This is a genomic window from Streptomyces sp. NPDC048751, from assembly GCF_043198595.1.
In the GTDB taxonomy this organism is placed as follows: Bacteria; Actinomycetota; Actinomycetes; order Streptomycetales; family Streptomycetaceae; genus Streptomyces.
This window is the reverse complement of the sequence record NZ_JBICUX010000006.1, coordinates 245,766-259,082: the sequence shown is the minus strand read 5'-3', so window position 1 is coordinate 259,082 and position 13,317 is coordinate 245,766. Positions and strand designations below refer to the sequence as shown.

Below are 13,317 nucleotides of genomic sequence, written 5' to 3'. Positions count from 1 at the left end.
AAACACGGTTGCCGCATGAACCGGAATGATGCCCTCCGCCGTCCCCTCGCTTTTGGAGGCCCCGTGTCACTCGCCGATCCCGCCGAAGCCACCGGCGCACCAGTCTTCGTCCCCGATCCCCGGCTCACCAACGAGGACCTCGCCCCCGCGGGCAAGCGCAACTGGAAGGTCTTCGACCTCTTCGCCATGTGGATGTCGGACGTCCACAACCTCGGCAATTACACCTTCGCCGCCGGACTGCTGGTCCTCGGCATGAACGTGTGGCAGGTCTTCACGTCCCTGCTCGTCGGTTTCGTGCTCATCTACATCGGCATGAACTGGATGGGGAAGATCGGCCAGCGGCACGGCGTCCCGTTCCCCGTCGTCAGCCGCATCAGCTTCGGTGTGTGGGGCGCCAACATCCCCGCCCTGATCCGGGCCGTGATCGCCATCATGTGGTACGGCATCCAGACCTACCTCGCCTCCGTCGCGGTCAACGTGATGCTGCTGGCCGCCTGGCCGGGCCTGGAGTCGTGGACGCACAGCTCCTTCCTGGGCCTCGACGCGCTCGGCTGGGTCTCCTTCCTCTCGCTGTGGCTGATCCAGGCGTTGATCATCAGCCAGGGCATGGAGTCGGTGCGCAAGTTCCAGGACTTCTGCGGCCCGGCGATCTGGCTGGTCATGATCGCGCTGGCGGTCTGGGTCCTGGCCAAGGCCGACTGGAGCATCTCGCTCACCAACACCCCGCACCCGGTCTCCGTCGGCGAGCAGTGGCGGCAGTGGTTCGGCGCCATCGGCCTGATCCTCGCCACGTACGGCACGCTGATGCTCAACTTCTGCGACTTCTCCCGCTTCGCGCCGGACTACAAGACCGTCCGCCGCGGCAACTTCTGGGGCCTCCCCATCAACTCCACGGCCTTCGTGGTCGTCTCGGTGATCGTCACGGCGGGCTCGCTGGAGGTCTGGGGCCAGGCCATCACCGACCCGGCGGAGCTGGTCGCCAAGGTCGGCAACACCTGGGTGATGGTGCTGGGCGCGCTCACCTTCGCCATCGCCACCATGGGCGTCAACATCGTCGCCAACTTCGTCTCACCGGCGTACGACCTGGCCAACGTCTGGCCGCAGAAGATCACCTTCAGGGTCGGCGGCATGATCAGCACCGTCGCGGCGCTCGTGGTCACCCCGTGGAACCTCTTCTCCAACCCCACGGTCGTCAACTACTTCCTCGGCGGCCTCGGTGCCTTCCTCGGTCCGCTGTTCGGCGTGATCATGGTCGACTACTACTGGGTCAAGCGCGGTCGCGTCGACGTGAACCAACTCTTCGACGCCCGTCCCGGCTCGCGCTACTACTACCGCAAGGGCGTCAACCCCAGGGCGCTGTGGGCGTTCCTGCCGTCGGCGGCGGTCGCGGCGGTGCTGGCGCTGGTGAAGACGTTCAGCGACGTGGCGCCGTACTCCTGGTTCATCGGCACGGCGCTGGCCGCTGCTCTGTACGCGGTGCTGTGCCGGGCTCAGCGGACCGCCCCCGAGATCGTTTCCGGCAACACCGAACCCGCGGAGGCATGAGAAGCGTGCGGATCGTCGTCACCAACTGCAACACCACGCAGGAGATGACCGAGGAGATCGTACGAGGTGCCCGGGCCGCCGCAGGCCCGGGCACCACCGTGACCGGGCTGACCCCGGCCTGGGGACCCGAGTCGGCCGAGGGCTGGCTCGACAGCTACCTCTCGGCCGCCGCCGTCCTCGACATGCTGCGCGCGTACGACGGACCGCCGTACGACGCCGTCGTGATGGCCGGCTTCGGGGAGCACGGGCGCGAGGGGGTACGGGAACTGGTCGACGTACCGGTGGTGGACATCACCGAGGCGGCGGCGCATCTGGCGTGTCTGCTCGGGCGGCGGTACGGGGTCGTCACCACGCTGGAGCGGACCTGCGGGCAGATCGAGGACAGCCTGGCGCTGGCCGGGGTGGGCCGCAACTGCGCCGCCGTGGTCGGTACGGGCCTCGGTGTTCTGGATCTCGGCGACGACGAACGCACCGAGGCGGCGTTCCTGACGGCCGCCGGACGGGCCCGGGACGCGGGTGCCGAGGTGCTGGTGCTGGGGTGCGCGGGGATGACCGGCCTGCAACAGGTGGTGGGGGAGAAGCTGGGCCTTCCGGTCGTCGACGGCGTCGGAGCGGCGGTGAAGCTCGCGGAGTCGCTCGTCGCACTGGGACTGAGCACGAGCCGGGCGGGGAGCTACGCGCGGCCGCTGGAGAAGCGGCGGAAGTGGGGAGCTTGACCCGCCTTCCGTGGCGGCTGGTCCGGCGCCGGGGCGCCGGTCGAGATCGGCCTGGCCCCGGCGGCCTGTTCCTTCTCGATCAAAGGGGACGGCTCAGCCCCGAGTCCCCGGCTGCCAGACATACCGCACATCCGGCTCCTGCTCCTCGTTGTCCCTGCCGTCCGTGTACTCCACGGCGGAGAAACCGTGCCGCTCGTAGAAGCGGTGCGCGGGCTTGTTGACCTGGAAGGTCCACAGCGCCAGCCCGCCGGGCCTGCGTTCCTTGGCCAGCGCCATGAACCGGTCGCCGAGGCCGCGCCCACGCCACACCGGGTCGAGGTAGAGCTGGGACAGCTGTTCGCCGTCGAGCACCATCAGTCCCACGACCGCGCCGGCGGCCTCCGCCACCCATGTCTCGTGCAGCGGCACGACCACGTCCCGGAAGTACGCGCGCACCTCGTCGTCGGAGCGCGGCCTGACGACCGTGGGCAGCGCGGCGGCGAAGGAACGCAGCCACAGGTCGGCCGCGGCGGCCGCGTCCGTGGTGGCGGCGCGGCGCAGCGCGACGGTGTCCTCGGCGCTCATCAGCGCGTGTCCTCCGGGACGACGGCGGTCGCGGTGATCTCCACGAGCTGCCCCGAGTAGCCGAGGCAGGCGACGCCGAGGAGCGTCGACGAGTGCGGACCGACGCTCAGCCCGGACGCCTCGACGACGTCCCAGACGGCCGAGAGCACCGCCGTGTCACCGCTCACCACGTACACGTCCGTCGCCACGACATGCGCCAGATCGGTGCCGACCGCCCGCAGTTGCTCCTCCAGGTTGGCGATCACCTGCTCGGCCTGCCGTACGGGATCCCCCGGCCCCACCAGCGTCCCCTCCCCGTCGAGGGGGACGGCACCGGCGAGGAACGCGAGCTTCGTGCCGGCCTCGACGACGGAGGCGTGGGAGTAGGTCGGCGGTGGGAAGAGGGCGGGGGCGGTGACGCGCTGGACCACATCAACTCCTGAGAGTGCGGACGGGACCTGCCGATCATCCGGGGCTCCGGACTCCACCGCATCCGAATTTCGTTCGACAACAGCGCCTTTCAGAAGGGAGGCTGCCCGCATGCGCAGAAGACTCCTGGGGCGTTTCACGGCGGCGGACTTCTAGCGGGCCACGCCGGAAGTACCGGCGGGCCCCAGGAGGTCTGCCATGTCCCGCACCGTTCACCATGTCCGCCCCCGATACCGCAGGCATCCCGCGAACGTGTCGTACGGCCGTGCATGCCTGGACACCGGTCACATCCTCACGGAACTCCGCTACAGCGAGCAGGAGTTGGCCCGTTCTCGACGTGAGGGACGCCGTCCTGTGCCGACCGCCGTCGTACGGAGCTTCGTCGCCTACACCTTCCCCCGCAGCCTGAACGCCGATGTGAGCGGCCCGGACGAGTCACGGGCGCGCGCGGCCCTTCAGGTCTTCCGTACGACCGCTCGCGCCCGCCTGCGCGCCGCCGCGCCCGGCGAGCTCCTCGTGACGGCGGAGGAACTGGACCACCCGCCGACCCGCCACCGACATGCCGACCTGTGGTGAGGCCTGGCACCGAGTTGCGTTCATAAAGAACATGGGCTTCGCGTGAAGTGTCACATCGGCGAAACCTGAGGGATGCTCCCGCTCCAAGAACCCTTCCTAGGGTAGGACCCACCAGCCCGGCCGACGTCGCCCGAAGGCACACCCCCGCCCTCGTCACGACAGGAGCTCCGTGTCCCCGCGCCCGCCCGTTCCCGTTCGCGTATTCGCTCTGCCGCCTTGGCTCGCCCACGCGCTGCGCGCCCAGCGCGGCCCGGTGCCGTGGAACGCGGTCCTCAGGGGCGCGCTGGCCGGTGGACCGGTGCTGGTCGTGGCCCTGGCGGTCGGGCGGACCTCGCTCGGAGTCGTGGCGGCCATCGCCGCCATGCTCGCCGGGATCAACGACCGGCCCGGCAGCCGGCGGGCCTCCGTGCGGCGGATCGGCGGGCCGGCGCTGGCCGGTGCGGTGGGGCTGTTCGCGGGGACGTACGCGGGGGAGCACACCTCGGCCGTCCCGCTGACCCTGCTCCTCACCGGCCTCGGGCTCGTCGCCGGAGGCATGAGCGCCGTCGGTCCCGTCGCCTCCGGGGCGGGCACGCAACTGCTCGTCGCCGCCGCCATCGGCGCCGGGATGCCCCTCCCGGAGCCCGCGTGGCAGCGGGCGCTCGCCTTCCTCGTCGGCGCCGGCTGGCTGCTGGCGCTGCGACTCGTGCTGCCCACGCCCGGCTCGCTCACCGGTGACTTCCGCTTCGACGGGGAACGGACCGCGGTGGCCCGCGTGTACGACGCCGTCGCCGAACTGCTCGACGCCGTCGGCACCGAGCGCGCCACCGCCCGCCGGGTCGCCCTCACCGCCGCCCTCGACCAGGCGCAGGACGCCCTCACCGGCCCCCGGCTGCGGCGCTGCGCCAGTTCCGCGGCCGAGCGGCGGCTGCACGCCCAGTACGCCGCCGCGCTGCCCCTCGCCGAGGCCGCGACCGCGCTCGCCTGGGCCGGGGAGCCCGTCTCCGAGCGCGCCTCCGAAGGCCCCCGCCGCCTCGCCACCGCCGTACGCACCGGCACCCACACCGGACCGCTGCCCGCGCCGCAACGCCACGCGCCCGCGCTGCGCGCCCTCGACGACGCGCTGCTGCACGCCGCCGAGGCCTTCGACCGGGGCGAGGGGCGCGACCTGCACACCCGTGGGCGTACGGCCAGGGAACTGCTGCGCACCGCGTTCGGGGCCGGCGGGCGGGAGTACGGACTGCGGGTCGCCCTCTGCTTCGGGGCCGGCGCCGCCATCGCGCAGGCCCTGCACCACAGCCACTGGTACGGGGAACACGCGCACTGGTACTGGCTGCCCGCCACCGCCGTCTTCCTCGTCAAGCCCGACCTCGGGCCGCTGGTCTCCCGTGTCCTGTGCCGTGCCGCGGGCACCGTGCTCGGGGCGCTGCTCTTCGCCGGGTTCGCCGCCGTGCTGCCGCGGCCGGAGGGGCTCGTGGCGCTGGTCGCGGTCTGCGGTGCCCTCATCCCCGTGGCCACCCGTCACTTCGCCGCGCAGACCGCCGTGGTCACCGTCCTCGTCCTCGCGCTCGTCATGGTCGGAGGGGAGCCGCAGGCTTCCGTGAGCCGGATCGGGGAGACGCTCCTGGCCTGTGCGATCGTGCTCGTCGTCGGACACCTGCCGATGCCGGGCAAGGGCGGCGGCGGAATCCGGGCCCGGCTCGTCGCGGCCGACGGCGCCGCGCACGCCTACCTCGTCCATGTGCTCGGCGCGTCCGACGACAGGGCCGCCCGCTGGACCCTGCGGCGCGAGGCCTACCGCGCGCTCGCCGAGGCCCGCGGCGCCATCGCCCTCGCCGCCGCCGAACTGCCCGCCCTCGCGCGGCACACGGAGGGCACCGACGAAATCGCCGACCTGCTCGAACGGCTGGTCGACACCACCACGGCGTGCGCCGTCCACCTCGACGACGCCGGACGGCTCACGCCCCGGTACACCGACCGGCTCGCCGAACTGCTGAGCGAACTGGCCGCACGGCAAGAACGGGTGGGCCTGCACTCACCCCACATGCCCGAGCTGCCGCTCGCCGGGTGACGCGACGTCCTCATGTTTCAGGACTACGACACCTGATTTCACGATCAGTACGAAGATCGACACGCGCGGTGTGCATGGTGATCGGTAAGTGATCAGATCCTCACACACTGCGGTGAACGGGTGTCAACTACGTCTCAGTAGCGTCACCGAGCGAGCCGTTTCCCCCTCCCAAGGCGTTAACTCCTACAAGTACGACGCGTCTGGAGGTGCAGGGTGGTGAACGGGCGAACAGTGATCGAACGCTTTCCCGCAGGAGGGCCGCGGGGATCGTGGCCGGCGGAGGAGTTCGCGCAGGCACGGCGACTGGAGGGACTGGCCGCCGAGGTCGTCATGGACCTCGCGACGGACACGTTCCTGGTGATCGTCCGCGGCGACGGAGTGGGCGATGTCGTGGCCTGACGCGCGTCAGCCCGCCTTCGCCGTGTCCGAGGCGTTCCGAGCGGCGGGCAGCTTCGTGGAGAACTGCTCGGCCTGGAGCGAGTACAGCTCCGCGTAGACACCCCCCGTGGCGAGCAGCTCGTCGGGTGTCCCCGACTCCACGAGCCGGCCCTGGTCGAGGACGTGCACCAGGTCGGCGTGGCGCACGGACGCCAGCCGGTGCGTGATCAGCACGACCGTCTGGCCGGTGCCGGCCAGGGCGCGGATCTTCTCGAACACCTCCAGCTCGGCCCGCGCGTCCAGGGCCGCCGTCGGCTCGTCAACGATCAGGATGCGCCCGCGCCGGTAGGCGGCGCGGGCGATGCCGAGCCGCTGCCACTGGCCGCCGGACAGCTCGTGCCCGCCGCTGAAGTGGCGGGCGAGCAGGGTGTCGAGGCCGCGCGGCAGATCCGCGACCACCTCCTGCGCCCCCGCCTCCTCGACGGCGACGGCCAGGCGTTCCTCCGTCAGCGGCGCCGAGGAGCGGCCCACCGCGATGTTCACCCGGGCCGTGAACGGCCAGCGCTTGAAGTCCTGCGCCACCATCGCGATGCGCTCGGCCAGCTGCTGCCGGTCCGCGGTCGCCGCGTCCACGTCGTCCCACAGGATCCGCCCCCGGTCCGGCGTGTACAGCCCGGCGAGCAGCTTCACCAGGGTCGTCTTGCCCGAGCCGTTCTCGCCGACGAGCGCGATGATCCGGCCCAGGGGAAGGGTGAGGGACACGTCGTCGAGCGCGGGACGGGCGGCGTCCCCCGGATAGCTGAAGGAGACTTTCTCGAAGCGGATCTCCTGCGGCTCCTCGGGCAGCGCGTCCCCTCCGACGGGGATGGCCCGCTCGGCCGCCTCCTCGCACAGCCGCTGCAGGTCACCCACGAACAGGGCCTCCTCGTGCAACTGGTTCACCTCCAGGACGAGGCTGTCCAGGCTGCCGGAACCGGTACGGATCGCGATCACGGCCGTGCCCGCCACCGACAGCGCCATCGCGCCCGCCAGCAGCAGCCCGCCGAGCGTGGCGTACGTCGCCACGGTCGCGAGGCCCGTCCAGGCCGCCGCGATCAGTCCCGTACGGGCCGCGAGCCGGGACAGCCGGGCCTGCTCCGCCTCCGCCGTCTCCGACATGGCACGGAAGTGGCGCAACAGGAACGGGCCGACCCCGTGCAGCCGGATCTCCGGGGCGGCCGCCGGTTCGGTGAGCAGACCGCTGAGGAGATAGCCGGCGCGGGCGTGCTGCACCCAGGTGTGGAAGGACTCGTAACGGCGCCGGGCGTTCGTCAGAGCGCTCCACGCGCTCGGCAGCGTCATCGTCACGAGCAGCGGTAGCAGCGCCGGGTGCAGCACGGTCAGCACGCTCGCGGCCGCGACCAGCGAGATCATCGCGTTCACCAACCGGGTCCCGTGCGCGATCATGCGCCGGGCGGAGGAGGCGCCGTACTGCGCGGTGTCCAGCAGCTTGTGGAAGGCGTGGTCCTCGATCGCCGACAGCTCCACCGCCGCCGCCCGCTCCAGGTACCGCTCCGTGGCCACGCGCTCCACCTTGGGCTCCAGGCGTCCAGTGGCGTACGTCGACGCGGCGCGCAGCAGCGTCTCGACCAGCGTCACGGCGGCCACCGTGACCAGCGCGGGGACGGCCTCGCGCAGCCGGGCCTCGATCGAGCCGCCGGTCATCAGCCGGCCGAGGACGCTGTTCACCGCGAGCAGGCTCACCGCCTGCGCCGCCCCCCGGCCCGCCTCGGCCGCCAGGACGACCCGCGCGGCCCGGCGGTCCGCCTGCCAGGCGAGCCGGAAGCTGGACGTGAGCAGCGCGGGCAGGCTGGTGATCATGGCGCGGAAGTTCAGCTCCAGGAACGCTTCCGCGTGCTGGTTCCAGCCCATGTCGTAGCGCAGCGGCCCTCCGAAGAGGAGCCGTTCCGACTCGGACACCTCCGGCTTGTCCGCCTGGCCTTTCTTGCGCACCGTCGGCCTCCCCCGATCGTGGACGAACGGCCACTATCGCGGGGGCGTGCCGGGTCGGGGCAGAGCGCGAGTCGGTTCCCGGCGAGCGCGCGGGCGTGCGCCCGGCGTCGGGGCTCACTGCGGGACTGCGCGAGAGGGCCTACGCGCTGACCGGGGACTCCGGCGGAAGACCTACGCGCTGACCGGGCGCGACCAGGCCGGTGTCGTCCCCGTCAGGCGGCACACCGTCAGATAGAGGGGGATCGGCGGGGTGTACGGAACCGTGCCGTCCGGTCGGTGGATGAGACCAGGAGGGTGCGGGGAGTCGGGGACGACCGCGCCGGTCGCGTACCGGGCGGGGGCCGGCCACTCCAGGGCGTGGTCGGAATCCGAGGGAACGATCCACCACCAGTGCGCCTCGTCGGCGTACACACATCCCACGCGGGGCAGCCGGGGCATCACCAGTGGGCCGAAGTGGGCCGGTACCGCGACCGCGTCGCAGCCCAGCGGGGCCGTCATGTCGTCGGGGAGGGCGAGTCTGCGGACGCTCTCGGCGGGGCGCAGCACGCGTGTCGTCCGTATCAGCGTGTCCATGCTGAGGACGAGACCCCGACCGGATGCGACGCTCACACGCGGCCCCGCTGCCGCTGGGGGACCACGGCCGTCCCCGTCCCGTGGTGCGCCTGCCGGGCCGGGTCGGTCTCCTCGCCCGAGCCGTCCGTGGGGCCGCCGGGCTTCGGGCGGGTGCCCCAGCCCAGGTCGTCGCGGGGTTCCTCGTGATCACGGTCCGTGTCGGACATGACGTCGGCACAGGCATCGAGCATGACGTCGGCGCAGTGGCCGAGGGTGGCGTCCTCGGCGGTGTCGGCCGTGCGCGGCAGCTCCGCCCAGACCAGCAGTCCCGGTCCGTGCTCCTGGGCGCCCCAGGCGTGACAGAGGGCGTCGACGAGGAGCAGTCCCCTCCCGTGCTCCTCCTCGGGCCGCTGCGGGGACGGGTGGGGCTCACCCGGAGCGCAGCCCTCGTCACGCACGGCTATGCGCACCACGTCGTCACCGTCGTGAAGCTCACAGACGACGACGTTGCTCGCGGTGTGCACGATCGCGTTGGTGACCAGTTCGGTGACGACCAGGGCGGCCGTGTCGCAGGTGTCCTCGCACACCGACCAGCCCGTCAGCCGGGCCCTCGTCAGGCGTCTGGCCTGCGCGGGAGAACCCGGGTGTGCGGCCAGCTCGAAACGGAACCGGCGCTCGGCGGCAGCCCTTTCGGGGCTCATCGCCGGGGCGGCACCGAGACCGAGGGGGCGGCCTGCGGCGGCGTCTGTTCCTAAGGGCGCGGACGGAATCACGCTTGCCACTATCGCCCCGCCGTGAACACTTGGCAAGTGTCACTCTGAAAAATGCAGAGTGCTGTGTGACGCTGTGGACGGCCGTGGCACACTGCTCGCAACAGCATGTGACGCGGCGCCAGTTGGGATCACCGGAGATCCGCAGGGATCTTCGAACGGATCTTCGAATGGCGCCGTATGGCTGTCAGGCAGTCTTTGTCGATTCTTCGCCGCCGGACCGACCGGGCCCCAACGCCCCGGTGCAGCCGGGCTGTCAGGGCTCTTCGTGGAGGTGGAGCGTGAGCGAACCGCGGTCCGCGCCGACGGTCGGACAGGTCGTCCTCGGTCGACGCCTGTTGGATCTGCGGGAGCGCGCAGGGCTCAAGCGCGAGGAGGCCGCCCGCATCCTCCGCGTCGCGCCCGCGACGGTCCGACGCATGGAGATGGCCGAGGTCGCGCTCAAAATCCCCTACCTCCAGCTGCTGCTGAAGTCGTACGGCGTCTCCGACCAGGAGGCCGACGCCTTCGTCCAGCTCGCCGAGGAGGCCAACCAGCCCGGCTGGTGGCAGCGGTTCCACGACGTCCTGCCCGGCTGGTTCTCGATGCACGTCAGCCTCGAAGGGGCGGCCGCCCTCATCCGCCAGTACGAACCCCACTTCGTACCGGGCCTGTTGCAGACCGAGGGCTACGCCCGCGGGGTGCTGGCCTCCGGGGCCATCGGCCAGACCCGTCCGGAGGACATCGAGGGCCTCGTCGCGCTGCGCATGCAACGCCAGGAACTGCTCACCCGTCAGGACGCGCCCCGGCTCTGGGTCGTGATGGACGAAACCGTGCTGCGCCGCCCCGTCGGCGGCCCGGAGGTGATGCGTAGCCAGATCGACAAACTGCTCGACGCCACGAAGCTGCCCAACGTGACCGTGCAGGTCGCCCCGTTCGCCAACGGGCCGCACCCCGGCACGTACGGGCCCTTCGTGCTGTTCCGATTCGCCATGCCCGAACTTCCGGACATGGTCTACAGCGAGTACCTGACCGGCGCCGTCTACCTGGACGGGCGTACCGAGGTGGCGACCCACCTCGAGGTCATGGACCGCATGGCGGCGCAGGCCGCTACTGCACATCGCACGAAGGAGATCCTTCGGGATCTCCGCAAGGAGCTGTGAATGGATCGCATCAAGCCGCGCAAACAGGTCTACAACGGCATGCCCGCGCGTGACTTGGGCAGCGAAGGCTGGCACAAGCCGTGGAGCGGCGGCAACGGCGGCAACTGCCTGGAGGCGATGAAGCTCGCCGACGGCAGGATCGCCGTCCGGCAGTCCACCGACCCGGACGGTCCGGCGCTGATCTACACCACCGACGAGATGATCGCCTTCATCGAAGGAGCGAAGGCGGGAAAGGCGGACTTCCTGTTGTCCTGACCTGGTTGACGCTCTTTTTTCTTAACTTCCTTATCGTGGTGCTGAATTGATCACCCTTTGTGTCTTACGGAGTGCTTCATGACCGGGCTGGACCCGAACGCGGCCGTCGAGATCGACACGACGAGACCGCATCCCGCACGGATGTACGACTGGTATCTCGGCGGCAAGGACAACTACCCCGTCGACGAGGCGATGGGCCGGCAGATGCTCGCCCTCGACCCGCGCGTGCCCGTCATGGCACGAGTCAACCGCGCCTTCATGCACCGGGCCACACGCTGGCTGGCCCAGAACGGCGTACGGCAGTTCCTGGACGTCGGCACGGGCATCCCGACCGAGCCGAACCTCCACCAGGTCGCCCAGCAGGTCGCGCCCGACGCCCGCGTCGTCTACTGCGACAACGACCCGATCGTGCTGGCCCACGCGGCTGCCCTGCTGCGCAGCACGCCCGAAGGTGTCACCGAGTACCTCCAGGCCGATGTGCGGGAGCCGGCCGGCGTCATGGAGGGGGCCCGGAAAATCCTGGACTTCTCCCAGCCCGTGGCCCTCTCCCTGGTCGCGCTGCTGCACTTCGTCTCCGACGAGGACGGAGCGCACGAACTCGTCGACCGGCTGCTGTCCGAACTCCCGTCCGGCAGCTATCTGATGATGACCCACGCGACCGCCGACTTCACGCCGGAGGAGTCGGCCGCGGCGACTCAGAAGCTGAAGGCCGCGGGCGTCACCCTGGCGCTGCGCTCCCGCGAGGAGTTCGGCCGCTTCTTCGACGGGCTCGAACTGGTCGAGCCCGGCGTCGCCGTGGTCCACGCGTGGCATCCGGAGCTCGGCGAGCCGGTTCCGGGGCAGGACGACGGGGTGATTCCGGGGTACGGGGCGGTGGCGCGCAAGGCGTAGGCCGTAGGGCCTCCCCAGCCCTCCTGTCGTCCCTGTACGGCTATCGCGGCGGCAGCACCGCGCACAGCGCGTCGAGTGCCGCCGCGTACGCGTGTTCCGACGGCGTGGCGTACCCCACCACCAGCCCGTCGCGCACCGCCATGTCCGTCTCCGGGTGGCGGAACGCGGCGAGGCCGTCCAGGGCGATGCCCTGCCAAGTGGCCGCCTTGACGGCGGACCGCTCGGTGCCCGGCGGCAGCCGGAGCACCGCGTGCAGGCCGGCGGCGACCCCGGTGACCTCGATGTGCGGCGCCCGCTCGGCGAGCGCCGCGACGAGCCGGTCCCGGCGGCCCCGGTACCGCTGGCGCATGCGCCGCACATGACGGTCGTACGAGCCGGAGACGACGAAGTCCGCGAGGCTCAACTGGTCCAGGGCGCTCGCCCAGGCCTCCCGGTCGCCCTTGGCCGCGAGGACGCCGGCGACGTACCGCTCCGGCAGGACCATCCAACCGAGGCGCAGCGCCGGTGACAGGCTCTTGCTGACGGAGCCGATGTGGATCACCCGCTCGGGGTCGAGGCCCTGGAGCGCGCCGACGGGCTTGCGGTCGTAGCGGAACTCGCCGTCGTAGTCGTCCTCGAGGATCACCCCGTCACGCGCGCGTGCCCAGTCGATCACGGCGGACCTGCGGGTGGCGTGCAGCGGGCCGCCGGTGGGGAACTGGTGTGCCGGCGTGAGCAGGACGGCCCGCTCGCGCTCCAACCGTTCGACCCGCGCCCCGTGCTCGTCCAGGGGGAGGGGTACGGTCCGTGCGCCCGCCTCCGTGAGCAGTTCCCGGTGGAAGTCCAGCCCGTACGCCTCCACAGCCAGCGGGCCGCGCAGCACCCGGCCCCCGAACAGCAGGCGCAGCGCGTGCGCGAAGCCGGAGCAGATGATGATCCGGCCCGGCTCCGTGCGTACGCCACGCGCGCGTGCCAGGTACTCCGTGAGGGCCTCGCGCAGCTCGACGCGGCCGGCGGGGTCGCCGGGCCCGAACGCCTGGTTGGGCGCCTGCTGGAGGGCCCGCCGGTAGGAGGTGGCCCAGGCAGAGCGCGGGAACGACGACGCGTCCGGGGTGCCCTGGCGCAGGTCGTGCCGTGGCGCACGCGCGTGGGGAGGTGTCTTGGGAACGCGCGCGGGCGGGCGCAGCGGCTCGGCGCGCTCGGCGACCCGGGTGCCCGAGCCCTGACGGGCGGTGAGCCAGCCCTCGGCCACGAGTTCCGCGTAGGCGTCCGCCACCGTGTTGCGGGCGACGCCCAGGTCGGCGGCGAGCGAGCGGTAGGGCGGCAGCCGGGTGCCGGGAGCGAGCCGTCCATTGCGCACGGCGTCGCGCAACGCCCGGATGAGCGCGGCCCGTCGGCCTCCCGGCCCGTCCAGCTCCAGATGCAGGTCGGTGCCGATGCGCTCCGCCGAATTGACCCATGAATCCGTCATTGGAAAGCACCCTACAGGTGGTCTTTCG

Annotated in this window: 14 protein-coding genes; 8 read left to right on the top strand and 6 right to left on the bottom strand. The window is 71.6% G+C overall.

The genetic code is table 11. The features are described 5' to 3' along the window. Positions 1-63: 63 nt before the first annotated feature. On the top strand, positions 64-1,545 hold the full coding sequence (locus tag ACGFNV_RS20965; RefSeq protein ID WP_393624457.1) for an NCS1 family nucleobase:cation symporter-1: 1,482 nt from the start codon (positions 64-66) through the stop codon (positions 1,543-1,545). A 5-nt stretch (positions 1,546-1,550) separates the two neighbouring features. Beyond that, positions 1,551-2,261 carry an aspartate/glutamate racemase family protein gene (locus ACGFNV_RS20960; RefSeq protein WP_393624726.1) on the top strand — a complete coding sequence of 237 codons (711 nt, stop codon included), beginning with the start codon at positions 1,551-1,553 and terminating at the stop codon, positions 2,259-2,261. 93 nt (positions 2,262-2,354) lie between these two features. On the opposite strand, the gene ACGFNV_RS20955 is transcribed toward ACGFNV_RS20960, so the two are convergent. Beyond that, positions 2,355-2,825, bottom strand: a complete 471-nt coding sequence (locus ACGFNV_RS20955) for a GNAT family N-acetyltransferase (RefSeq protein ID WP_393624456.1) — start codon at positions 2,823-2,825, stop codon at positions 2,355-2,357. Beyond that, complete coding sequence (locus ACGFNV_RS20950) at positions 2,825-3,235, bottom strand: RidA family protein (protein WP_393624455.1); 411 nt, start codon at positions 3,233-3,235, stop codon at positions 2,825-2,827. The genes ACGFNV_RS20955 and ACGFNV_RS20950 overlap by 1 nt, the downstream gene beginning before the upstream one ends. Positions 3,236-3,431: 196 nt before the next feature. Between ACGFNV_RS20950 and ACGFNV_RS20945 the strand changes: the two genes are divergently transcribed. The 3 genes from ACGFNV_RS20945 (at position 3,432) to ACGFNV_RS20935 (ending at position 6,258) form a co-directional block, all read left to right on the top strand. Further along, entirely contained in the window at positions 3,432-3,809 is a 378-nt protein-coding gene (locus ACGFNV_RS20945) for a hypothetical protein (RefSeq protein ID WP_393624454.1), read from the top strand. A gap of 169 nt (positions 3,810-3,978) precedes the next feature. Continuing rightward, the gene (locus ACGFNV_RS20940; protein WP_393624453.1) at positions 3,979-5,859 is read left to right on the top strand and encodes an FUSC family protein; all 1,881 of its coding nucleotides are present in this window, start codon (positions 3,979-3,981) and stop codon (positions 5,857-5,859) included. Between the two features lie 216 nt (positions 5,860-6,075). Then, positions 6,076-6,258, top strand: a complete 183-nt coding sequence (locus ACGFNV_RS20935; RefSeq protein ID WP_393624452.1) for a hypothetical protein — start codon at positions 6,076-6,078, stop codon at positions 6,256-6,258. A 6-nt stretch (positions 6,259-6,264) separates the two neighbouring features. On the opposite strand, the gene ACGFNV_RS20930 is transcribed toward ACGFNV_RS20935, so the two are convergent. The 3 genes from ACGFNV_RS20930 to ACGFNV_RS20920 all read right to left on the bottom strand — a co-directional run bounded on the left by ACGFNV_RS20930 (position 6,265) and on the right by ACGFNV_RS20920 (position 9,563). After that, the gene (locus ACGFNV_RS20930) at positions 6,265-8,148 is read right to left on the bottom strand and encodes an ABC transporter ATP-binding protein (RefSeq protein ID WP_393624725.1); all 1,884 of its coding nucleotides are present in this window, start codon (positions 8,146-8,148) and stop codon (positions 6,265-6,267) included. Positions 8,149-8,400: 252 nt separating this feature from the next. Beyond that, the gene (locus ACGFNV_RS20925) at positions 8,401-8,802 is read right to left on the bottom strand and encodes a hypothetical protein (protein WP_393624451.1); all 402 of its coding nucleotides are present in this window, start codon (positions 8,800-8,802) and stop codon (positions 8,401-8,403) included. Between the two features lie 32 nt (positions 8,803-8,834). Next, positions 8,835-9,563: an ATP-binding protein gene (locus ACGFNV_RS20920; protein ID WP_393624450.1), complete on the bottom strand. Its 729-nt coding sequence runs from the start codon at positions 9,561-9,563 to the stop codon at positions 8,835-8,837. A gap of 269 nt (positions 9,564-9,832) precedes the next feature. Here ACGFNV_RS20920 and ACGFNV_RS20915 point away from each other — a divergent pair, with 269 nt between their 5' ends. The 3 genes from ACGFNV_RS20915 to ACGFNV_RS20905 all read left to right on the top strand — a co-directional run bounded on the left by ACGFNV_RS20915 (position 9,833) and on the right by ACGFNV_RS20905 (position 11,839). Then, the gene (locus ACGFNV_RS20915) at positions 9,833-10,693 is read left to right on the top strand and encodes a helix-turn-helix transcriptional regulator (protein WP_393624449.1); all 861 of its coding nucleotides are present in this window, start codon (positions 9,833-9,835) and stop codon (positions 10,691-10,693) included. Continuing rightward, positions 10,694-10,948 (top strand): DUF397 domain-containing protein, encoded by a 255-nt coding sequence (locus ACGFNV_RS20910; protein ID WP_133930593.1) that lies wholly within the window; start codon positions 10,694-10,696, stop codon positions 10,946-10,948. It begins immediately after the preceding gene. A gap of 78 nt (positions 10,949-11,026) precedes the next feature. Continuing rightward, positions 11,027-11,839: an SAM-dependent methyltransferase gene (locus ACGFNV_RS20905; RefSeq protein ID WP_393624448.1), complete on the top strand. Its 813-nt coding sequence runs from the start codon at positions 11,027-11,029 to the stop codon at positions 11,837-11,839. Between the two features lie 40 nt (positions 11,840-11,879). Here the strand turns inward: ACGFNV_RS20905 and ACGFNV_RS20900 are convergent, their stop codons facing one another. Next, complete coding sequence (locus tag ACGFNV_RS20900; protein WP_393624447.1) at positions 11,880-13,289, bottom strand: PLP-dependent aminotransferase family protein; 1,410 nt, start codon at positions 13,287-13,289, stop codon at positions 11,880-11,882. Positions 13,290-13,317: the final 28 nt, after the last annotated feature.